Origin of the sequence: Dactylosporangium sp. NPDC005555, from assembly GCF_040605635.1 — a bacterium.
Taxonomy (GTDB): Bacteria; Actinomycetota; Actinomycetes; order Mycobacteriales; family Micromonosporaceae; genus Dactylosporangium.
The window spans coordinates 222294-242991 of record NZ_JBEXDG010000006.1; the positions used below are offsets into that span (position 1 = coordinate 222294).

21 protein-coding genes are annotated in these 20698 nt (G+C 71.3%); 16 read left to right on the forward strand and 5 right to left on the reverse strand.

The window, feature by feature from the left end:
* Positions 1 to 1052 precede the first annotated feature (1052 nt).
* A complete protein-coding gene (locus tag ABZS58_RS09900) occupies positions 1053 to 1586 on the forward strand; it encodes a hypothetical protein (RefSeq protein ID WP_354779548.1) in 534 nt (177 codons plus the stop codon).
* On the forward strand, positions 1583 to 2134 hold the full coding sequence (gene thpR, locus ABZS58_RS09905) for an RNA 2',3'-cyclic phosphodiesterase (RefSeq protein ID WP_354779550.1): 552 nt from the start codon (positions 1583 to 1585) through the stop codon (positions 2132 to 2134). The genes ABZS58_RS09900 and thpR overlap by 4 nt, the downstream gene beginning before the upstream one ends.
* 154 nt (positions 2135 to 2288) lie before the next feature.
* Here the strand turns inward: thpR and sepH are convergent, their stop codons facing one another.
* The 3 genes from sepH to ABZS58_RS09920 form a co-directional block, all read right to left on the reverse strand.
* Positions 2289 to 3398 carry a septation protein SepH gene (gene sepH, locus ABZS58_RS09910; protein WP_354779552.1) on the reverse strand — a complete coding sequence of 370 codons (1110 nt, stop codon included), beginning with the start codon at positions 3396 to 3398 and terminating at the stop codon, positions 2289 to 2291.
* A 192-nt stretch (positions 3399 to 3590) separates the two neighbouring features.
* Positions 3591 to 4697 (reverse strand): phosphoserine transaminase, encoded by a 1107-nt coding sequence (gene serC, locus ABZS58_RS09915; protein WP_354779554.1) that lies wholly within the window; start codon positions 4695 to 4697, stop codon positions 3591 to 3593.
* A gap of 134 nt (positions 4698 to 4831) precedes the next feature.
* Positions 4832 to 5929: a citrate synthase 2 gene (locus tag ABZS58_RS09920; RefSeq protein ID WP_354779556.1), complete on the reverse strand. Its 1098-nt coding sequence runs from the start codon at positions 5927 to 5929 to the stop codon at positions 4832 to 4834.
* Between the two features lie 205 nt (positions 5930 to 6134).
* Here ABZS58_RS09920 and pdxH point away from each other — a divergent pair, with 205 nt between their 5' ends.
* The 13 genes from pdxH (at position 6135) to ABZS58_RS09985 (ending at position 19161) form a co-directional block, all read left to right on the forward strand.
* Complete coding sequence (gene pdxH / locus ABZS58_RS09925; protein WP_354779558.1) at positions 6135 to 6731, forward strand: pyridoxamine 5'-phosphate oxidase; 597 nt, start codon at positions 6135 to 6137, stop codon at positions 6729 to 6731.
* Complete coding sequence (locus ABZS58_RS09930) at positions 6728 to 7963, forward strand: MFS transporter (RefSeq protein WP_354779560.1); 1236 nt, start codon at positions 6728 to 6730, stop codon at positions 7961 to 7963. The genes pdxH and ABZS58_RS09930 overlap by 4 nt, the downstream gene beginning before the upstream one ends.
* 16 nt (positions 7964 to 7979) lie before the next feature.
* Positions 7980 to 8918: an aldose 1-epimerase family protein gene (locus tag ABZS58_RS09935; RefSeq protein WP_354779562.1), complete on the forward strand. Its 939-nt coding sequence runs from the start codon at positions 7980 to 7982 to the stop codon at positions 8916 to 8918.
* Complete coding sequence (locus ABZS58_RS09940) at positions 8905 to 9519, forward strand: nitroreductase family protein (protein WP_354779564.1); 615 nt, start codon at positions 8905 to 8907, stop codon at positions 9517 to 9519. The genes ABZS58_RS09935 and ABZS58_RS09940 overlap by 14 nt, the downstream gene beginning before the upstream one ends.
* Before the next feature lie 67 nt (positions 9520 to 9586).
* The gene (locus tag ABZS58_RS09945; protein ID WP_354779566.1) at positions 9587 to 9877 is read left to right on the forward strand and encodes a type II toxin-antitoxin system VapB family antitoxin; all 291 of its coding nucleotides are present in this window, start codon (positions 9587 to 9589) and stop codon (positions 9875 to 9877) included.
* A 212-nt stretch (positions 9878 to 10089) separates the two neighbouring features.
* A complete protein-coding gene (locus ABZS58_RS09950) occupies positions 10090 to 11256 on the forward strand; it encodes an acyl-CoA dehydrogenase family protein (protein ID WP_354779568.1) in 1167 nt (388 codons plus the stop codon).
* 68 nt (positions 11257 to 11324) lie between these two features.
* Entirely contained in the window at positions 11325 to 12173 is an 849-nt protein-coding gene (locus tag ABZS58_RS09955; RefSeq protein ID WP_354779570.1) for a DUF4230 domain-containing protein, read from the forward strand.
* A gap of 164 nt (positions 12174 to 12337) precedes the next feature.
* Positions 12338 to 13663 (forward strand): ABC transporter ATP-binding protein, encoded by a 1326-nt coding sequence (locus ABZS58_RS09960; RefSeq protein WP_354779572.1) that lies wholly within the window; start codon positions 12338 to 12340, stop codon positions 13661 to 13663.
* A 57-nt stretch (positions 13664 to 13720) separates the two neighbouring features.
* Positions 13721 to 14758, forward strand: coding sequence for a hypothetical protein (locus ABZS58_RS09965; RefSeq protein WP_354779574.1), 1038 nt, complete (start codon positions 13721 to 13723; stop codon positions 14756 to 14758).
* A 29-nt stretch (positions 14759 to 14787) separates the two neighbouring features.
* Positions 14788 to 15240, forward strand: a complete 453-nt coding sequence (locus tag ABZS58_RS09970) for a DUF4442 domain-containing protein (RefSeq protein WP_354779576.1) — start codon at positions 14788 to 14790, stop codon at positions 15238 to 15240.
* Between the two features lie 87 nt (positions 15241 to 15327).
* The gene (locus tag ABZS58_RS09975; protein ID WP_354779578.1) at positions 15328 to 16803 is read left to right on the forward strand and encodes a glycoside hydrolase family 3 N-terminal domain-containing protein; all 1476 of its coding nucleotides are present in this window, start codon (positions 15328 to 15330) and stop codon (positions 16801 to 16803) included.
* 62 nt (positions 16804 to 16865) lie between these two features.
* On the forward strand, positions 16866 to 17585 hold the full coding sequence (locus ABZS58_RS09980; RefSeq protein WP_354779580.1) for an LppX_LprAFG lipoprotein: 720 nt from the start codon (positions 16866 to 16868) through the stop codon (positions 17583 to 17585).
* 4 nt (positions 17586 to 17589) lie between these two features.
* Positions 17590 to 19161 carry an MFS transporter gene (locus tag ABZS58_RS09985; protein ID WP_354779582.1) on the forward strand — a complete coding sequence of 524 codons (1572 nt, stop codon included), beginning with the start codon at positions 17590 to 17592 and terminating at the stop codon, positions 19159 to 19161.
* Positions 19162 to 19201: 40 nt separating this feature from the next.
* Here ABZS58_RS09985 and ABZS58_RS09990 read toward each other — a convergent pair whose 3' ends face one another.
* Both ABZS58_RS09990 and ABZS58_RS09995 read right to left on the reverse strand, forming a co-directional pair.
* Positions 19202 to 19549 (reverse strand): DUF6401 family natural product biosynthesis protein, encoded by a 348-nt coding sequence (locus ABZS58_RS09990; RefSeq protein WP_354779584.1) that lies wholly within the window; start codon positions 19547 to 19549, stop codon positions 19202 to 19204.
* Positions 19550 to 19614: 65 nt separating this feature from the next.
* Positions 19615 to 19815 (reverse strand): PspC domain-containing protein, encoded by a 201-nt coding sequence (locus tag ABZS58_RS09995; RefSeq protein WP_354779585.1) that lies wholly within the window; start codon positions 19813 to 19815, stop codon positions 19615 to 19617.
* 218 nt (positions 19816 to 20033) lie between these two features.
* On the opposite strand from ABZS58_RS09995, the gene ABZS58_RS10000 reads away from it, so the two are divergent.
* Positions 20034 to 20690: a CAP domain-containing protein gene (locus ABZS58_RS10000; protein ID WP_354779587.1), complete on the forward strand. Its 657-nt coding sequence runs from the start codon at positions 20034 to 20036 to the stop codon at positions 20688 to 20690.
* Positions 20691 to 20698: the final 8 nt, after the last annotated feature.

Genomic DNA, 20698 nt, shown 5'->3' on the forward strand with positions numbered 1-20698 from the left:
CCGCGCCGGAGCGGCTGCTGCCTCGGCGGCCGGTGCTGCTCCGTGGGGGTTCCGGCGTTCCGGCGGTCGTTGCTGGTCTGGCAGATGGCGGCGGCTCGGGGTGGGTGCTGGCGGGACGAGGGTCGGCTGACCGACGGGGGCGGCCGACCAGGCATTGATGGCGTTTCGTGCCCCACCTGGTGACGACGGAAAGACCATGACGGCGACGTCGCCGTGCTGCGCGAGTGCATCGGCGCCGCGTCGGCGGCGGCTCCGCGGAGCCGGAGCTCGTCGGAGCCGGCAACGGCCGCGGCGGCCGTCGCGCGCCCCAGGGCGGCAGCGCGGCACGGCGTGGTGGCCGAGCGACTTCGACTGTTTGCGCAGGGGGTGAGAGCTTGACGGGAGCGGCGATGATCGAAGAGGTGGACTAGCGACGATCCGCGGACGATCCGGTGGCGACGAGGGGTGCTACCGGATCGTCCTACGACCCGCTGACCCCACCCGCGTCTCTCAGCGCCGCGGCCGGCCGCCAGGCTCCAAGTGCCTCGCCGCGTCGTGCAACTCCGCCGGGACAATTGGGCTGGGCACGTCGGTCTGGGCACGTCGGCTTCGGTCAGGTCCGACTCCTCGCTGTGGTGTCGCTACGGTGACGTGTCGAACGTCTGCACGTGGCCGCGTTCCGCTCGGTTGCCGCGTCGGGTTCGCCTGGGGTCGATCCCTTGCCGTGGAGTTGCCGCTGCGTCGTGTCGAACATCCGCAAGGCGCTGTGGCTCGCTCCGGCGCCGCGTCCTCCGTGGCGGCGTCCCGCTCCATGGCGGCGTCCCCGGTGTCAGACGCCGTCTCGCTCCAGGACAAGCGTCCCGCTTCCGGACGGGCGTCCCGCTCCAGGGGCGGCGTCCGGAAGCGGAAGCGGCGTCCGCTCCGGCGCTGCGTTCTCCGGGGGTGGCGTCATGCTGCGGGGTGCTTCGTGGTCGGTCGGGTTTCGCTCGGCCGGGCGGGGGATGATTGCGAGTCGGTGCCGAAGTTGGGGCTATCGGTGGCGGTCGTTGTTTCGGTGGGCTTAGCCTCATGGGGTGGGCGTGCTGCGCGGCCTGCTGGTCGTCGGCGCCATAGGGCTGATCGCCGTGGCGCCGTGTCTGGTCTGCCTGCTGCTCGTCTCCGCGGACGAGATGTTCGAGCGGGTCGGGCGGGCCTTCATGCGAGGCGCGCGGGGCCTCAGGAAGGCAGTCCGGCGCAGAGCGGGCGGCGACCCCGAATGGCGGGACGGGCCCGTGCGGCGGTGGTGGCACTTGAGCTGGGCGGGACGGTTCGTGCACAAGGCGGCGCCCGCGCCGGAGCCCGAAGCGCCGCCGATCGAGCAGCTGGCGGCCGACCTGCGGCGGCTCAACAGGCTGCGGGTCGGGGTGGCGACCAGGTCGCCGGTGTGGTTCAACGCGGTGCAGCGGGCGTATGACGGGGCGCTGCGGGTCGCGTGCGCGCAGCTCGGGATCGACCAGTACCTTGACCAGGTGAGCGGGGTCGACCTGGAGGTTGAGCGGTTGAGGGTCGAGGGGGAGCTGCAGCGGGCCGGGTTGGCGTTGCGCGACACAAAAACCGGTCAGCGGTGAGGTTGTTCATCGCGGCGTACCTCCCGGCGGACGTCGAGCGGCACCTCGCCGAGATGACCGGGTCGCTCAACGTGAGGCAGCCGATGCCGGAGGGCAGGTCGCTGCGGGTCGTGCCGGTCGAGCAGTGGCACATGACGCTGGCGTTCATCGGTGAGGTCGAGGACGCGAAGCAGGAGGCCGCGGTCGGGGCGTTGCACGCGTTGCCCGAGCTCGTGCCCGAGGTGCGGATCGCCGGTGGGGGCAGGTTCGGGCGGGGGAAGTTCACGACGCTGTTCGCGAAGGTCGACGGGGACGTCGCGCCGTTGGGGGACGCGGTCAGGGCGGCGCTGAGGAAACGCAGGGTGCCGTTCGACCACAGGCCGTTGCAGCCGCACGTGACGATCGCGCGGCCGTCGGACCGGCTGCCGGAGGACGAGCTCATGGCCGACCTGGAGGCGCTGAACGCCTACCGGGGACCGCTGTGGCGCGTCGGCGACGTACGGCTGATGAAAAGCGAACTCGGGCCGAAGCCGCACTACACGGCGCTGGCGACGACCCGAGACACGTGAACGACGGCACCACGATCACACACGGAGCAGCGGGAACGGCAGCTACCTCGGTGGTCTGGCCCGAAGTTCATGGTGCCGAGGCGCAGGCGGCTGACCGAGAGGCCGGTCCGCCGAGGTTGGTGTACTCCATGAACACCAACCTGTCCCGCCGAATTTAACTGGTTTCCCGAGCGGCCGAAGGAGCGCCACCGAACAGGACGTCGTCCCAGCTGGGCAGGCGCTTGCGCGGCTTCTCCGAAGCGGTCGGCTGCTCGGGGGAGGCGGCCGACGGCGTGTTGCGACGCGGGCGGAGCACGGCGAGCGACGGCACCGCCGGGATCTCCTTGCTCTGGTCGCTGTCGTCGTCGAACGGCGAACGGCCGATCAGCGCGGCCGCGCCACGGGCCCGGTTCTCGCCCTGGACGACCGGCGCGGGCGCCGGGGCGGGCTCAGCGGACGGGGACGAGCCGAGCGGACGGTCGAGCGAAGCGAGCAGCGCGTCGCGGCCGGCCCGGATCGGGTCAGCGTTCAGCGCGCCCAGCCCGCGGCCCCGCGAAGGCTGGCCGGTCGACGGCTGGACGTTGGACGGGCGGATCAGGTCGTGGCCGCCGCTGCCGTGCCGCAGCGGGTCGGGGCGCGCGCCGAGGTCGCCACGGCTGGTCTCGCCACGGCTGGGCATGGCGCGGTCCGGCGCCGGCGGCTCCTGACCCAGCACGTGCGGGGCGCGCTCGGTGCACAGGTACTGCGCCATGTCGTCGTGCGGCGCGACCTGCTGGCGGGCCTTGTCGAGCTCCCACACGGCCTGGGCGGTCGCCTTGCCGCTCGGCCACGTCGCGGTGATCCGCCAGGTGCCGTCCTCGCGCCGGTACGCATCCCAGGAGATCTTCTCCGTGTCGATGCCGTGCTGGCCGAGGCGCGCGTCGACGACCTCGGCGAGGGACGAGCCCTTGTCGGAGGTCTTCAGCTTGGTGCGGCGGGCGTGCTGGGCGAGCATGGCCCGCTCCTGCAGGACCGGGCCGGCGTAGCGCAGGACGCGGTCGACGGGGACGCCGGCGGCGCGGGCGACATCCTCGGCGGACTCGCCGGAGCGGATGCGGGCCTGGATGTCGCGCGGCGCGAGCTGCGACGCGGCGGTCTCCATCGTCACGGTCGGATGACTCTGGTCGGGCCGCAGCGCGCTGTGCACCCGATCGTCGATCGGGAGCGCGAGCAGCCGGCCGACCTCATCGGCGAGGACGAACGCTTGACCGTCCTCGGAGAGGGCGACAAATCGCACAGGCCGCATAGCGTGCCTCCGTCCCACCCGCATCGGCGCCGACTTTCCCGGCACCACTCGGTCACAGTACGCGTAACCCTAGCTGGAACGAAGGATGCCGCGCCGACAGAAAGCAAGACGGAATGCGAACACGAACGCCCGCCACCAGAGCAAACTGCCGAATTGGCGGCGGGCATTCGAACATACAATCGAAAATAGCGACTACAGCCGCTCGATGACGTAATCGACGGACGCCGTCAGCGCCTCGACGTCGGCGGGGTCGACGGTCGGGAACATCGCGATCCGCAGCTGGTTGCGGCCGAGCTTGCGATACGGGTCGGTGTCCACGATTCCGTTGGCGCGCAGCACCTTCGCCAGTTTCGTGGCGTCCACGGAGTCGGCGAAGTCGATGGTGCCGACCACGTTGGAGCGCACCGAGGCGTCGGTGACGAACGGCGTCGCGACCGGCGAGCGCTCGGCCCACCCGTACAGGATGGAAGCCGACTCGGCGCTGCGCTTGGTGGCGAAGGAGAGGCCCCCGCCGGTGTTCATCCAGTCGACCTGCTCGGCGGTGAGGAAGATCGTCGACAGTGCCGGCGTGTTGTAGGTCTGCTCGAGGCGCGAGTTGTCGATCGCGGTCTGCAGGTCGAAGAAGTCCGGGATGTACCGGCCGGACTCCTTGATCTCCGCGACGCGGGCGATCGCGGCCGGCGACATGATCGCGATCCACAGGCCGCCGTCGGAGCCGAAGCACTTCTGCGGGGCGAAGTAGTAGACGTCGGTCTGCGAGATGTCGACGTCGAGGCCGCCGGCGGCGGAGGTGGCGTCGGTCAGAACCAAACCTGAGCCGACCCGCTGGACCGGCACGGAGACGCCGGTCGAGGTCTCGTTCTGCGGGGAGCAGTACGTGTCGACGCCGTCCTCAGCCCGCAGGAACGCGGCGGTGCCCGGGTCGGCCTTGATGATCGTCGGGTCGCCGATGAACGGGGCCTTCTTCGCGGCGCTGCCGAACTTCGCGCCGAACTCGCCGAAGCTGGCGAACTGCGCACGGTCGCGGATCAGGCCGAAGACCGCGATCTCCCAGAACGCGGTGCTGCCGCCGTTGCCCAGGACGACCTCGTAGCCGTCGGGGATGCTGAAGAGCTCGGCGAAGCCGCGGCGGAGGCGGGCGACCTCGTCACGGACCGTCTTCTGGCGGTGGCTGGTGCCGAGATACGAGGTCGCGACACCGGCGAGGGCCTGCACGGCCTCGGGCCGGACCTTGCTCGGGCCGGAGCCGAAGCGGCCGTCGGCGGGCTTCAGCTCATCGGGAATGCGGATGTCGACCATGATGTGGGTACTCCGGGATGCGGCGGCGGGCGGGCAGGTACGGGTACCCCGCGAATCCTGCCACTTCCGCCGCCGCGATCCGGTTCGATTCAGCGCCCAGGGCGACGCGCGTCACACCGGACGAACCGGGGCGGTCACGCCACGTGGGACCAGCCCTCGACGTCCTGCGGCTTGCGCGGGCCCGGGCCGACGTACGTGGCGGACGGCCGGACCAGGCGGCCCAGCTCCTTCTGCTCGAGGATGTGCGCGCTCCACCCGGCGACCCGGGCGCAGGTGAACATCGACGTGAACATGTGCGCCGGCACCTCGGCGAAGTCGAGGACGACCGCGGACCAGAACTCGACGTTGGTGGCGAGCACCCGGTCGGGGCGGCGGGCGTGCAGCTCGGCGAGGGCCGCCTTCTCCAGGGCCTCGGCGATCGCGAAGCGCGGCGCGCCGAGCTCCTTGGCGGTGCGGCGCAGCACGCGGGCGCGCGGGTCCTCGGCGCGGTAGACGCGGTGCCCGAAGCCCATCAGCCGCTCGCCGCGGTCCAGGACGCCCTTGACGTATCCCTCGGCGTCGCCACTGCGCTCCACGGCCTCGATCATGCCCAGCACGCGGGAGGGCGCGCCACCGTGCAGCGGGCCGGACAGCGCGCCGATGCCGGAGGAGATGCAGGCCGCGGCGTCGGCGCCGGTGGAGGCGACGACCCGGGTGGTGAACGTGGAGGCGTTCATGCCGTGCTCGGCTGCGGAGATGAAGTACGCATCGACGGCCTTGACATGCCGCGGGTCGGGGTCACCCCGCCAGCGCCGCATGAAGCGCTCGACGACCGTGTCCGCCTTGTCGATCTCCTTCTGCGGCACGGCCGGCAGGCCCAGGCCGCGGGCGGCCTGCGCGACGAACGACAGCGCGGTGACGCTGACCCGGGCGAGGTCCTCGCGGGCCTGCGTGGTCTCGATGTCCAGCAGCTGGCCGAGGCCCCAGTACGGCGCGAGCATGGCCACCGCGGACTGCACGTCCACCCGGATGTCGCCGGAGTGCACGGGCACCGGGAACGGCTCGGCCGGCGGCAGGCCGGGGCCGAACTTGCCGTCGACCAGGAGCGCCCAAACGTTGCCGAACGACACCTGGCCGATGAGATCCTCGATGTCGACGCCGCGATAGCGCAGCGCGCCGCCTTCCTTGTCGGGCTCCGCGATCTCGGATTCGAAGGCGATGACGCCCTCGAGTCCCGGCTTGAAATCGGACATCTCGCACTCCTGCTGTTTCGGGGGTGTCTGACTAGGTTTGTTACCCGCCGGTGGTCCCTTTTGACATCTTCGCCCCGGCGGGGTGCCGGCGCCGACTGAACGGGGGCTCAAATGTGTCCTACGTGACACATCTTCACGCATCTGTGATCGCCGGAGGAAGGATGTGAGCGTGAGACCCAGCACATCGCCGCAAGATTTATCGCGGATGAGGAACGAGTACACCGGCGAACTGACCGAGAAGGGGCTCGCCGGGACCTGGCTCGAACAGTTCGCGACATGGTTCGCCGACGCGGTCGAGGCGGGCCTGCCGGAGCCCAACGCGATGCTGCTGGCGACCGCCGGCGGCGACGGCCGGCCGAGCGCGCGGACCGTGTTGCTCAAGGGCTATGACCAGCGCGGATTCACGTTCTTCACCAACTATGAGTCCCGCAAGGGCACCGACCTGGCGCAGAACCCGCGGGCCTGCCTGGTGTTCCCGTGGTACCCCCTGCACCGCCAGGTGATCGTCAACGGTCCGGTCGAGAAGGTGTCCCGTGAGGAGACCGAGGAGTACTTCGCGATCCGCCCGCCCGGCGCCCAGATCGGGGCGTGGGCAAGTCCACAATCGCGGGTGATCGGCTCCCGCGACGAACTGCGGGTGCTCGTGGAGGAAGCCGAGGCTCTGCACAGGACGGGGGCGCCCCCGCACTGGGGCGGGTACCGGGTCGGACCGCAGGAAGTGGAGTTCTGGCAGGGCCGTGCCAGCAGGCTGCACGATCGCCTCCGGTACACCGGCGGCCGCGTCGAACGACTCGCGCCGTGACGCTGCAGGAGACCCTGCGCAAGCACGTGATCGACGTCCGGCCGCTGCGGCACGTCGCCTACCGGCGGATCTTCGTGGGCAACGCGGTGTCGTTCTTCGGGGTCCAGTTCACCGCGGTCGCCGTGCCGGTCCAGGTGTACGAGATCACGAAGTCGGCGCTGTGGGTGGGCATCGCGAGCTTCGTCGGCCTGGTGCCGCTGATCGTGTTCTCGATCTGGGGCGGTGCGATCGCGGACGCGTTCGACCGGCGCAAGGTGCTGCTCACCAGCTCCGCGCTGATGTGGCTCACGACGCTCGGCCTGCTCGCGCAGGCGGTGCTGCACGTGGACAGCCCGTATCTCATGCTCGCACTGATCGCGGCCCAGTCGGCGGCGTTCGGCGTGAACAGTCCCGTCCGGCAGGCGATCATCCCGGCGCTGATCGGCGAGGGCGAGGTCGCCGCGGCCAGCACGCTGAGCTTCACCGCCGCCAGCGTCTCCTCGATCTTCGGCCCGGTCGGCGCGGGTCTGGTGATCGCGAACGCCGACTTCGCCGTCGCGTACGCCGTCGACGCCGTGCTCTTCACGATCGTCCTCTGGGCGGCGCTGCGGCTGCCGTCGTTGCCGCCCGCCGGAGTGACCAAGCCCACCGGCGGGCTCCGGGACATCCGCGAGGGCCTGCGGTTCCTCGCCGGCTCGAAGGTCATCCTGCTGACGTTCGCGATCGACATCGCGGCGATGGTCCTCGCGATGCCCAAGGCCCTCTTCCCGGTCGTCGCCGACCAGCGCTACGGCCCGGCGTCGCTGGGCTGGCTCTACGCGTCGATCGCGATCGGCTCGACCCTCGCGGGCCTCACGTCCGGCTGGATCGGCCGCGTCCACCGGCAGGGCATCGCGCTCGTGCTCGCCGTCGTCGGCTGGGGCCTCGCGGTCGCGGCCGCCGGAGCGGTTCCGTGGCTGTGGGCGTGTGTAGCTTTCATGGCCCTGGCCGGAGCCGCCGACATGATCAGCGGCGTGTACCGGCAGACGGTGCTCCTCAGCGCGCCCGACGCGATGCGGGGCCGGCTGCAGGGTGTGTTCTTCGCCGTGGTCGCCGGAGGTCCACGTCTCGGTGACCTTCGGGCCGGCTCGATGGCCGACGCGACCGGCGTCACGTTCTCCTGGGTCAGCGGCGGGATCGCGGCCGCCGCGGTCGCGGTCCTGATCGGCCTGACATTTCCCGTACTGCTTCGGTACACCGACCGGTCGGACTGAGGATATTGTCGCGGCCATGGACACCGCCGCCGCCGCGCAGCTCTCGCACGCCCCTTCGGGTACACAGTGGACGATCGCCTCGGGCGGCCATGAGGCCGTCATCGTCGAGGTCGGCGGTGGCGTGCGCAGTTACACCGTCAACGGTGCCGACGTCATCGCCGGTTTCGACGAGGAGGAGCACGCGGTCGGCAGCGCCGGCCAGGTCCTCGCCCCGTGGCCCAACCGCATCCGCGACGGGCAGTATGCGTTCGGCGGCGAGCACCTCCAGCTGCCCCTGACCGAGCCCGAGCGGCACAACGCCATCCACGGTCTGGTCAACTGGACCCGCTGGCGGCTCGTCGACGCCGCGCCCGACAGTGTGACGCTGGAGCACGACCTCGTGCCGCAGCCGGGGTACCAGTGGCCGCTGCGCCTGCGCACGACGTGGTCCGTCGGTGAGGCCGGCCTGCGCGCCGAGCACGAGGTGACCAACACCGGCTCGCAGGCGGCGCCGTTCGGCCTCGCCACCCACCCGTACGTGCTGGTGCCGGACGTGGCGGTGGACGACCTCACGCTGAAGGTCCCGGCCCGCAGCCGGCTGCTCGTCGACTCCCGCCTCCTGCCGATCGGCGCGGCCCGCGTGGCCGGCACCGAGTACGACTTCCTGGAGGGCCGCCGCCTCGGCGGCACCGTCCTCGACACGGCCTTCGGCGAGGTGGAGCCCGACGCCGACGGCGGCTCGGAGGTGACCATCACCGCGCCCGACGGTCGCGGCGTCACGGTCTGGGCCGACTCGTCGTTCGGCTGGTGGCAGGTGTACTCCTCCGACACGCTGCCCGCCGATCGGCTGCGCAAGGCGCTCGCCATCGAGCCGATGACCTGCCCGCCCGACGCGTTCCGCTCCGGGCGTGATGTGGTGACCCTGGAGCCGGGAACGTCCTGGCAGGGGGTTTGGGGGATCCGTGGAACTGTCTGAGGCGATCCGCCGGCGGCGGATGGTGCGCAACTACGACGCGTCGCGCCCGGTGGACCCGGCGCTGGTCGACAAGCTGCTGGGGTATGCGACGCACGCCCCCTCGGCGGGCTTCTCGCAGGGCTGGGAGTTCCTCGTCCTGACGTCGGCCGAGGACCGGGCGAGGTTCTGGGCGGCGACCACGCCGCCCGACGGCGCGACCTCGTGGCTGGACGGGATGAGCCAGGCACCGGTGATCGTCGTGCCGCACAGCCACCGCGACGCGTATCTCGACCGCTACGCCGAGCCCGACAAGGGCTGGACCGACCGCGACGAGGCCCGCTGGCCGGTGCCCTACTGGCACATCGACACTGGCATGGCGAGCCTGCTGGTGCTGCTCGGCGCGGTCGACGAGGGCCTGGGCGCGTGCTTCTTCGGCATCCCGCCGGCCTCCGACGCGGCCTACCGGTCGGCGTTCGGGGTGCCGGACGAATACACGCCGATCGGCGCCATGACCATCGGCTACCGGGCGCCGGACACGAAGTCGCCGTCCCTCAAACGTGGCCGCCGTGAGTCGCAGACCATCACCCACCACGGCCACTGGAGCGCCAGCATCGACTTGTGACCACGCTGGGCGTCGGTTCTGTCGCACCGGGTCGGTACCCTGGCACGGTCAGGGGGGTGAGACGTTCATGATCTTCAAGGCGGTCCGCGACGGTCGGCCTTATCCGGAACATGGGCTGACGCTGAAACAGTGGTCCGAGATCCCGCCGCGCCAGGTGTGGCTCGACCAGCTCATCACCACGAAGCGGGAGCTGGCGCTCGACAAGCTGCTCGCCGAGGACTCCACGTTCTACGGCGACCTGTTCCCGCACGTGGTCCAGTGGGAGAACGGGTTGTATCTGGAGGACGGGCTGCACCGCGCGCTGCGCGCGGCGCTGCAACAACGCACCTCGATCCACGCGAGAGTCCTGCAGGCGTGACGCGCGCGGCGGGGGCGGCCACCGGCCGTCTCCGCCGGGCCGCCGTCCACCGCCGTCCGTGTCCGCCGGGTTCAAGGCCGCTGCGGGCTGTCTTCGCCGGGCTGACGCCACCCGCGGTCGTCCCGCACGATCCCGTGCCATCCCGTGCCATCTGAGGGCCGTCCCATCCGGGCGGCGGCATCGCCGGTCCGCCTAGGCTTACAGTGTTAGTTATGACGACTCGGCCCCTGGACCTGCTGGACGTCGACGCGCTGCACTCCGAGGAGGAGCTGGCGATCCGTGCCGTCGTCCGGCGCGTCGTCGACGACCATGTCCGCCCGAACGTGGCCGACTGGTATGAGCGGGGTCAGGTGCCGGTCCGCGAGCTGGCCAAGGAGTTCGCCTCCGTCGGGCTGCTCGGCATGCACCTGACCGGCTACGGGTGCGCCGGGTCGTCCGCCGTCGCCTACGGCCTGGCGTGCCTGGAGCTGGAGGCCGGCGACTCCGGCGTCCGCAGCCTGGTCAGCGTCCAGGGCTCCCTGGCGATGTTCGCGATCTGGAAGTTCGGCTCCGACGAGCACAAGGACCGCTGGCTGCCCGGCATGGCGACCGGCGACCTCATCGGGTGCTTCGGCCTGACCGAGCCCGACCACGGCTCCGACCCGGGCTCCATGGCGACCCGGGCCCGCCGCGACGGCGACGACTGGATCCTCGACGGCACCAAGATGTGGATCACCAACGCTCCGGTCGCCGACGTGGCCGTCGTGTGGGCGCGCACCGAGGCGGGCGTCAACGGGTTCGTCGTGCCGATGGACACGCCGGGCGTGACGGCCCGCGAGGTGCGGCACAAGCTGTCGCTGCGGGCCTCGTGCACCGGCGAGATCGTCCTCGACGGGGTGCGGCTGCCGGCCGGCGCGCTCCTGCCGGACGCGAAGGGACTGAAGGCACCGCTGTCGTGTCTCACCGAGGCGCGGTACGGCATCGTGTGGGGCGCGCTCGGCGCCGCCCGCGACAGCCTGCACACCGCGCTGGACTACGCCGGGGCGCGGGAGCAGTTCGGCAAGCCGATCGCCGGCTTCCAGCTGACCCAGGCGAAGTTCGCCGACGCCGCCGTCGAGCTGCAGAAGGGCTATCTCCTGGCGGTGCACCTCGGCCGCCGCGCCGACGCCGGGGTGCTCAGGCCCGAGCAGGTCAGCGTCGGCAAGCTCAACAACGTCCGGGAGGCCCTCGCCATCGCCCGGCAGTGCCGCACCGTCCTCGGCGCCAACGGCATCAGCGCGGAGTATCCGGTGATGCGGCACGCCGCCAACCTGGAGACGGTGCTCACGTACGAGGGGACCTCGGAGATCCATCAGCTGGTCATCGGCCAGAAGCTGACGGGACTCGCCGCGTTCGGCTGAGATCGATTCGCGGCGCTTTACGGACCCCTCTACCGTGATAGGGAGAAGATCCTCCCGGAGGAGTCAGCATGGCCCGCAACGACGAAACCGTGACCCCCGACGACTCGGACGACGTGCCGACGCAACGGCGCGACCCGAGCCCGAGGACCGCCGAATACCCCGAGATCGAGTCGGGGCCCGCTGACGACAAGGGCAAGGGCTGGTCGCCCAGGATCGGCGACCGGGTCGATCCGCGGGAGCGCCCAGAGCCGATCGTCGTGCCCGTCAAGGCCGGCGGCGGCGCGATGCGCGGCCTGTTCTGGCTGGTCGCCACGATCGGCCTGATCGTCGCGCTGGTGCTCGGTGCCAAGACGATCGGCCTGTTCCCCGACCTGAAGAACCCGTTCGCGAAGGAGCAGACCGACCGCAGCGGCCCCGCGCTGCTCAAGTCCGTGCAGGACCTGAGCCAGTATGTCGCCGCCGAGGGCAACTTCGAGGTCATCGTCGACGTGCAGAAGGACCGCAAGTACATCCCGGACTTCCTGGTCAACGAGCGGATCCTGTTCGTCGCCGCCGGGTCGGTGGAGGTCTATGTCGACTTCGCCGGGATCGGGCAGGGCGCGGTGAAGGAGTCCGACGACCGGCGGACGGTCGAGATCACGCTGCCGGCGCCGCAGCTGCGCCCGGTGCGGATCAACAACGACCGCAGCTACGTCTACCAGGAGGACCGCGGTCTGTTCAACCGGCTCGCGGACGCCTTCAAGTCGGACCCGAACCGGCTCCAGGAGGTCTACAAGCTCGCCGAGGAGAAGATCGGCGCGGCGGCCAAGGAGGCCGGTCTCGGCAAGCGCGCGGAGGAGAACACCCGCAAGATGCTCCAGCAGTTCCTGGGGGCTCTCGGATACACGTCGGTGACCGTAAACTTCCCCGCGTCATAGCGGGCGGCGTCACTGTCAACTTCCCTTGCAGTAGTTGCGCGGTAACACGCTGAACACTGGTCATTTACCCGATGGACCAACTTGCGTGCCCCTCGTCACAGTACTTGACTCGGGGTAACTGAGTTATCCGCGAACTGCACTGCTGACCTGGGGCGGAGGTGACGGTGGCTACCGTCGCACTCAAAGATGTGATGAAGGTTTTCGCCGACGGCACGGTGGCCGTCGACCGAGTGAACCTTGACGTGGGACAGGGCGAGTTCATGGTGCTCCTCGGTCCCAGCGGCTGCGGCAAGTCGACCTTGCTGCGGATGGTCGCCGGCCTTGAGGACCCGACCTCGGGTGCCATCATGCTCGACGGCGACCTCGCCAATGATCTCCCACCGCGGGAGCGCGGTGTCGCCATGGTCTTCCAGGACTTCGCGCTGTATCCGCACATGACCGTCGGGGAGAACATCGGCTTCCCCTTGCGGCTGTCCGGGGTCGAGCCGGAGCCGCGGGCGGAGCAGGTCGCCGAGGTCGCCAGCGCGCTGGGCATCGGCGACGTGCTCGCCCGCAAGCCCGGGCAGCTCTCCGGTGGCCAGCGCCAGCGGGTGGCGATGGGTCGCGCCATCGTCCGCCGGCCGAAGCTCTTCCTCATGGACGAGCCGCTGTCCAACCTGGACAGCGGGCTGCGGGCCGAGCTGCGCGCGGAGATCTCCGGCCTGGTCCGCGAGCTCGGGGTCACGACCATCTACGTCACGCACGACCAGGCCGAGGCGCTCACCATGGCCGACCGGGTCGCGATCCTGCGCAAGGGCGTGCTCCAGGACGTCGGTACACCCACCCAGGTGTACGGGCGGCCGGCCACGCTCTACGTCGCCGCGTTCCTCGGCAGCCCCCGGATGAACCTGCTCGAGGCCGAGGTCTACGTGCACCTCGACCGGCACATCGCGCTGCACATGGGCGACCAGGTGCTGCACCTGCCGTGGAATGATCTGCGCTCCCGCCAGGTCGCGCACTTCCACGGCGAGCGGATCGTCATCGGCGTGCGCGCCGAGGCGCTCACCCCGGTGCCGGACACGACCGGCGGCGACGTGCTGCGCGGGCGGATCCGCTACCTGGAGCACCACGGCCACGAGTCGCTCGCGTTCCTCGACATCGGCGCGACCGCCGTCATCGTCGACGAGATCGGCGCGCCGCCGACCGACATCCCGATCAACGGGGGCGGGCTGAAGCGCTTCGTCAGCAAGCTCACCGGCCGCACCGGCGGCGGCTCCGATGAGCTGGAGCTCGTCGGCGCCGGCAACGGCCGCGGCGGCCGTCGCGCGCCCCAGCGCGACAGCGTCCTGAGCGACCCGGGCCGCCACCACCGCCGCCCGGCGGAGCTTGCGGTGCGACTCGCGCCGTATCCGGCGGTCACGCACGGTCACCCATTGACTGTCGCCGTTCGGATGGAAGCACTGCACTTTTTCGACGAAAGGGGACAACGCATCGACGTGGGGTGGCGCTGAGTGACGCGGCTGCTTTAGCCTGCGGCGAACTGGCCCTCTGACGTAGGGATTGTTCCGATGGCGGCTTACGGCACGACAGGCACCGGCCAGCAGCCCGGTAGCGGACTGCTCATCATCGAGCGGATCCTCCGCGACCGGGACTCGATCTGGCGCCAGATCGGCGAGGAGCGCGACCTCGGCAAGCTCACGTTGCAGATGCTCACCAGCTCGGTGCTGGCGCTCGCCTGCTACGGGGCGGTGCTGGGCGCCTCGCACAGCTTCGGTCAGGCGGGCCTGTCCGCGCTCAAGCTGCCGCTGCTGTTCCTGATGACGCTCGCGATCTGCCTGCCGACGCTCTACCTGTTCAACCTGGTGTTCGGCGCCAGGCTCCAGGTCCGGCAGGCACTCGCGCTGGTCATGGTCACGATCACGGTGACCGCCGTGCTGTCGCTGGCGTTCGCACCGATCAGCCTGTTCTTCCTGCTCACCGCGTTCAGCTACTCGTTCTACAAGATTCTCAACGTGGCGATCCTGGCGATGACCGCGTTCGTCGGGCTCAAGTTCCTCACCAGCGGCATGCACGCGCTGAACGCCCACACCGCAACGGCCGCGGCGGCGAAGCGCGAGGCGCAGGCGGCGCAGGAGCGGGCCGAGGCCGAAGCGGTCGCCGAGCTCGCCATCCCCTCGGACGACGCGCCGGTGTCGCCGGCGCCCGCCGGGACGAGCGACACGGGCGAGAGCAAGGCGGCTGTCCCGGCCGCGTCGGTGTCGGTCGGGGCCGCGCCGCCCCAGCAGTCCAACGGGGCGGTCCAGACCGCCGTGGTGTATCCGCCGAAGCAGTCGCTGCTGATGCCCGACGGCCGCTACGCGTATCCGGTGGCGCCGCCCCTGCCCGGCCAGCGGCCCGTCGCGACCGCGGACCTGGCGCCGGGTGAGCGGCCGGCCAGCATGACGCTGCTGCACGTGTGGATCCTGCTGTTCGGTTTCGTCGGCACCCAGCTGGCGTGGACGCTGCGCCCGTTCGTCGGTGAGCCGCACGAGCCGTTCCAGGTGTTCCGCCCGATCGAGGGCAACTTCTACGTCAACATCATCCACACGATCGGCGAGCTCTTCTGAGCGTGGCTACTGGCCGGTAACATTGCCGTATGACCTTTGTTGCCAAGGCCCTGATCGACGCGGTCCCGTTCGCGCGCACCGTCGGTATCGAGATCACCGACGTGCGCGTGGACGGCGACGACATCAGCGCCACCGCCACGCTCCCCGACGAGGAGCGGCTGCACAACCACGTCGCCGGGCCGCACGCGGGCGCGATCTTCACGCTCGCCGAGACAGCGTCGGGCGCGGTGGTGATGGCGGCGTTCGGCGAGCACCTCGCGCTCGGCACCCCGCTCGCGGTGCGGGCCGACATCGCGTACCGCAAACTCGCCGCCGGACCGGTCCGGGCCGTTGCCCGGCTCGGCCGCCCCGTCAGGGATGTTCTGGCCGAGCTCCAGACGGGCGAGCGCCCCGAGTTTCCCGTCGCCATCGAGGTCACGCGGGCCGACGGGGCCGTGACCACCGAGATGACGGTCGTCTGGACCATTCGCCCACATCGATGACGGCATCGTTAACTACTGGAAGGTTTCTTGACTATTACTGAGATGTGATGTGACCATTCTCGCCAGGCGCGAAGGGTGGTTTGACGCATGGACGCAAGCACGGGGGACGACCTGGTGAGCATGGCGAACGCCGTGCTCCAGCCGGGGTTCGTGGGCAAGGAGCCCCCGCCGTGGGTCCGCCGCCGCCTCGCCGAAGGGCTCGGCGGCGTCGTGCTCTTCGCCCGCAACGTCGTCGACCGTGACCAGGTCGCCGAGCTGACCGCGGCGCTGCGCGCGGAGCGTCCCGACGTCATCGTCGCCATCGACGAGGAGGCCGGGGACGTCACCCGCATCGACGCGCACAACGGCAGCCCGTGGCCCGGCAACCTCGCTCTCGGCGCGATCGACGACCCGGCGCTGACCCGCGAGGTTGCCTGTCACATCGGCCGCGATCTGGCATCGGTCGGCATCACCTTCGACTACGCGCCGGACGCCGACGTCAACTCCGACCCCAACAACCCGGTCATCGGCTCCCGCGCGTTCGGCGCCGAGCCCGCGCGGGTCGCCCGGCACACCGCCGCGTGGATCACCGGGCTGCAGGAGGCCGGGGTCGCGGCCTGTGCGAAGCACTTCCCCGGCCACGGCAACACCAGCGTCGACTCCCACCTGGACGTGCCGATCATCAAGGCCGGGCGGGCCGACCTCGACGCGACCGAGCTGGTGCCGTTCCGCGCGGCGATCGCCGCCGGCGTCCAGGCCGTCATGAGCGCCCACCTGCGCGTCCCCGCGCTCGACCCGGAGCTGCCGGCCACGCTCAGCCGCCGGATCATGACCGAGCTGCTCCGCGAAGAGCTCGGCTTCCAGGGCCTGATCGTCACCGACGGCATCGAGATGCGGGCCATCTCCGACCGCTTCGGCATCGCCCACGCCACCGTCCTCGCGCTGGCCGCCGGCGCCGACGCGATCTGTGTCGGCGGTGACCACGCCGACGAGGAGACCGCCACCCAGCTGCGCGACGCCATCGTCGCCGCCGTGCGCGCCGGGGAGCTGCCCGAGTCGCGGCTCGCCGACGCCGCCGCCCGGGTCGCCCGGCTGGCCGCCTGGTCCGCCGCCGCGCCCCGCGTACCGGTGGATCCCAGGGCCTCCGCGCTCGGGCTGTCCGCGGCCCGGCGGGCGCTGCGCATCACCGCCCCGGACGCGACGTTCCCGCTCACCGCTCCCGCGTACGTGATCGAGTTCCAGCCGGAGCTCAACTTCGCGATCGCCCCGGAGACGCCGTGGGGGCTCATCGCGCCCCTCGCCGAGCTGGTGCCGGACACCTTGGGCGTGCGCCTGTCGTCGGAGGCAGGCCTGCCCGACGCGCTGCAGGCGTCCCTCGGTCGTCCGTTGCTGCTGGTCGTGCGAGACCCGCACCGCTACCCGTGGATCACCGACGCGCTGCGGGCCTCGCTCGCCGTGCGCCCCGACGCGGTGGTGGTCGAGATGGGCGTGCCCGCCGCACCGCGCGGCGACCTGCACATCGCCACGTTCGGCGCGACGGCGGCCGCCGGCCGGGCGGTCGCCGAGCTCCTCGCCGGCCGGTGACGCGGGTGTCGCGCACGGTCACGGCGCGCCCGTTGTTTCGCTGCTCGGTCTAGCATGCCGGTATGTCCCGCACCCGTGCTCTGCTGGGCGGCGCCACAGCCGCCGCGCTGCTCCTCGTCGCCCTGACCGGCTGCACCAGCACGTCCGAGGAGGACGCGCCGGGGAAGGCGGATCCCAACCTGCCGGCCGCCGACGGACTGCTCAAGGAGTCCGCCACCGCGATGGGCGGGATCACGACGGCGAAGTTCCTCATCAGCGCCGACGGCACCATCGCCGGCGTGGCGCTCAAGCGCGCCGACGGCGTGCTGACCAAGGAGGGCAACGCCCAGGGCACCGCACAGGTCGAGCAGATGGGCGCGACGGTCGACCTGGCGTTCACCATCGTGGGCCAGACCATGTATCTCAAGGGCCCCACCGGTGACTATCAGCAGCTGCCGCTGGCCCTCGCCGCCTCCGTCTACGACCCCTCGGCGATCCTCGATCCCGGGCGCGGCATCGCCAAGGTCGTCGGCACCGCCACCGGCGGCAAGACCGAGGCCGCCGAGACCGTCGACGGCCAGGAGACCTATCGGGTCGCCGCCGACAACTCCTCGCAGACCCTGGTCAACGTGGTGCCCGGCGTGACCGGCACGGTGCCCGGCAGGTTCTGGATCGCCAAGGACGGCAAGAAGCTGCTGAAGGCCGCGTTCACCCTGCCCGCCGTCGGCGAGGCCAAGGGCGGCACGGTCACGATCACGTTCAAGGAGTTCGACGCCCCGGTCACCATCGCCCCGCCGAAGTAGCCGGATGGACACCCTGGTGCAGGCCGCGCCCGGCGGCACCCGGCGGCGGCTCGCCATCGGCGTGGGCGGGGTGGCGGTGCTGCTCGCCGCGCTCGACGCCTACGTGGTCGTCGGGGTCCTCACCGACATCATGGACTCGCTGCACATCGCCGACAACCGGCTGGAGCGGGTCACCCCGGTCGTGACCGGCTTCCTGCTCGGCTATGTCGCCGGGATGCCGCTGCTCGGGTCGCTGTCGGACCGCTTCGGGCGCCGAGCGCTGCTGGTGGCGAGCCTGCTCGGCTTCGGCGCCGGCTCCGCGCTGACCGCCGCCTCCGGCGAGTCCCTCTGGCTGCTCACCAGCGGCCGCACCCTGCAGGGCATCGCCGGCGGCGCGCTGCTGCCGGTCACCGTCGCCCTCGTCAGCGACCTGTGGCCCGATCGCGGCCGGCACCTCGTGCTCGGCACCGTCGGCGCGGCGCAGGAGCTCGGCAGCGTCCTCGGCCCGCTCTATGGGGTGGCCGTCGCCGCCCTCCTCGGCAGCTGGCGCGGCATCTTCTGGCTCAACCTGCCGCTCGTCGCCGTCGCGATCGTCCTCGTCTGGCGCGCAGTGCCCGGCGGCCCGGCCGCCTCGGCGGCGCCGCGCAGGACCGACCTCGTCGGGGGGCTGCTGCTCGCGCTCGTCCTCGGCGCGGTCGTCGTCGCCCTGTACAACCCCGACCCCGAGCGATCCGTCCTGCCCTCATGGGGCTGGCCGGTCCTCGCCGGCGCCGCCGTCGTGACCGTCCTCTTCGTGCTGTGGGAGCGCAGGGCCCGCACCCGGCTGCTCGACCTGACCGGCGCCGCGAAGGGCCCGTTCTTCGCCGCCCTCACCGCCAGCTTCTGCGCCGGCGTGGCCCTGATGGTGACCCTGGTCGACGTCGAGCTGGTCGCACAGACGCTCCTCGGCAAATCAGGTGTCGAGGCCACCCTGGTCCTGACCCGCTTCCTGATCGCCCTCCCCGTCGGCGCTGTCCTCGGCGGCCTCCTCCTGCGCGGTGGCCGGCTCGGCGAGCGGGTCGTCACGGTCGGCGGGCTGCTGCTCGCGGCCGTCGCGTATCTGCTCGTCGCGAGCTGGCCCGCCGACGTGCTCGGCGCGCGGTATGCGGGGATCCTGCCCAGGCTGGACACGGACCTCGCGCTCGCGGGGCTGGGGCTCGGGCTGGTCATCGCGCCGCTGTCGGCCGCGGCGCTGCGGGCGACGCCGGCGGCGCAGCACGGGGTGGCGTCGTCGGCGGTGGTCGTGGCGCGGACGATGGGCATGCTGATCGGGGTGGCCGCACTGACGGCGTGGGGGCTGCACCGCTTCCACGAGCTGACCGCGGAGCTGGACTTCCCGCTGGTGTTCGGCAAGCCCGCCGAGGAGCAGAAGCGCCTGATGGCGGCCTACGCCGACGCCCTGCGGGACGCGCTGCGCACCGAGTATCGGGAGATCTTCCTGATCACGGCCGTGGTCTGTGTGGCGGGTGCGGTAGCGGCCGCCTTCCTCGGCTCCACCCGCAGGAGCGCCGGCGCGTCGCGGTTTTCTCGTGATCCGGAAGAGGAATTGTCGCCCTGACGACCAGAAGTCTTCCGGATCACGGGCCGGGCGGCGACCGTCAGATGTGACCGCCGGCCCGGGCCAGGGCGCAGATGGAGATCAGGCGGACCGTCGGCCACTCGGCCGTCGACCAGTCCACCTCCGACGTGGGCGGCAGCTGCCACCGCGCCTCGATGAGCGCGTCGCGGACGCCGGTGGCGTAGCTGGCCAGGGCGATGGCGTTCGGGCCGTGCTCCGGGTCGCCGAGCGCGTCGCGGACCGAGGCGGCGTGCTGGTCGACCGCTGCCCGCAGGCCGGCGGACGAGGCGGCGGCCGCCAGACCGGACTCGCCGAGCCAGGTCATCAACCCGTTGAGGGTCGAGCGGGCGGCGGTGTGACGGGTGGCTTCGGCGAGGTCTTTGAACATGCCTCCGAGTTCGACCGCCCGGCTGCCCGGTTGACCGGCGAACCCGGAGCGCACCCGTGCGGACCTCAGTTGTAACTGGGCGAGCTCGACTCGTCGGGCATCAGCACCCACAGCACGATGTAGACCACGAACTGCGGGCCCGGCAGCAGGCACGAGATCACGAAGATGAACCGCATGACATTGGGCGACATGCCGAACCGGCGGGCGAGGCCGGAGCAGACGCCGGCGATCCAACGGTTGTCCCGGGGCCTGACCAGTTTGGACATTGCAGCTCCTTCATTCGGTGTGTGACTCAACCGTATGGATGCCCGGGGCTGCCGCCCTCCAACCTTTGACGGAACTTCGCGGGGCCGTCCACTAGGGACCCACCCGCACGGGTAGCCGAGTGGTTGCCGACCGTTGCGTGCCGGTTGACCTCCTCAGCCGGGCTGTGAGCGACCCGATACCCATTGCGTCAAGCTCACCGACGGAAGGTTTTCTCATCGTGACCCGGTTCCCTCGCCGTGCCACCGTCCTCGCCGCCGTGCTGCTCGCGGCGCCGCTCGGCTTCACCCTCACCGCCACCGCAGCGTCGGCCGCCCCCGCCGCCGCCCAGGTCGTCACCGCCGCCGGTGACGCGGTCGCGAGTGTGGACGTCGCCGCCGCGGTGTCCAAGACCAAGAAGAAGAAAAAGAAGAAGACCACGGCCAAGAAGCCGGTCACCAAGCCGGTCACCAAGCCGGTCACCACGCCGGTCACCACCAAGCCGGTGGAGAGCAGCTCGCTGGAGACCGAGGTCGTCACGCTCACCAACAACTACCGCGTCGCCAACGGCTGCGGCGCCATGCGCATCGACACCAAGCTGGTCGCCGCCGCCCGCGCGCACAGCACCGACATGGTGACGAACAACTTCTTCAGCCACACCGGATCCAACGGCAGCACGTTCGTGCAGCGTGAGGTCGCGGCCGGGTACACCACCGGGGCGTCGGCGGAGAACATCGCCTGGGGCTACCGCTCGCCCAAGGAGGTCGTCGACGGCTGGATCGCCAGCCCCGGCCACAAGGCCAACATCCTCAACTGCGGCTCCGTCGCGGTCGGCGTCGGCGTCGCGTACAAGGCCGACGGGACCCCGTACTGGACCCAGGACTTCGGCCGCGTCTGAAACCCGTG

Coding starts and splice junctions, on each gene's coding strand:
- ABZS58_RS09955 (WP_354779570.1), top strand. CDS start 11,325: ATGGCCCGCAACGACGAAACCGTGACCCCCGACGACTCGGACGACGTG.
- pdxH (WP_354779558.1), top strand. CDS start 6,135: ATGAGGAACGAGTACACCGGCGAACTGACCGAGAAGGGGCTCGCCGGG.
- ABZS58_RS09975 (WP_354779578.1), top strand. CDS start 15,328: ATGGACGCAAGCACGGGGGACGACCTGGTGAGCATGGCGAACGCCGTG.
- ABZS58_RS09970 (WP_354779576.1), top strand. CDS start 14,788: ATGACCTTTGTTGCCAAGGCCCTGATCGACGCGGTCCCGTTCGCGCGC.
- ABZS58_RS09990 (WP_354779584.1), bottom strand. CDS start 19,549: ATGTTCAAAGACCTCGCCGAAGCCACCCGTCACACCGCCGCCCGCTCG.
- ABZS58_RS09985 (WP_354779582.1), top strand. CDS start 17,590: ATGGACACCCTGGTGCAGGCCGCGCCCGGCGGCACCCGGCGGCGGCTC.
- ABZS58_RS09950 (WP_354779568.1), top strand. CDS start 10,090: ATGACGACTCGGCCCCTGGACCTGCTGGACGTCGACGCGCTGCACTCC.
- serC (WP_354779554.1), bottom strand. CDS start 4,697: ATGGTCGACATCCGCATTCCCGATGAGCTGAAGCCCGCCGACGGCCGC.
- ABZS58_RS09965 (WP_354779574.1), top strand. CDS start 13,721: ATGGCGGCTTACGGCACGACAGGCACCGGCCAGCAGCCCGGTAGCGGA.
- ABZS58_RS09945 (WP_354779566.1), top strand. CDS start 9,587: ATGATCTTCAAGGCGGTCCGCGACGGTCGGCCTTATCCGGAACATGGG.
- ABZS58_RS09980 (WP_354779580.1), top strand. CDS start 16,866: ATGTCCCGCACCCGTGCTCTGCTGGGCGGCGCCACAGCCGCCGCGCTG.
- ABZS58_RS09995 (WP_354779585.1), bottom strand. CDS start 19,815: ATGTCCAAACTGGTCAGGCCCCGGGACAACCGTTGGATCGCCGGCGTC.
- sepH (WP_354779552.1), bottom strand. CDS start 3,398: ATGCGGCCTGTGCGATTTGTCGCCCTCTCCGAGGACGGTCAAGCGTTC.
- ABZS58_RS09920 (WP_354779556.1), bottom strand. CDS start 5,929: ATGTCCGATTTCAAGCCGGGACTCGAGGGCGTCATCGCCTTCGAATCC.
- ABZS58_RS09935 (WP_354779562.1), top strand. CDS start 7,980: ATGGACACCGCCGCCGCCGCGCAGCTCTCGCACGCCCCTTCGGGTACA.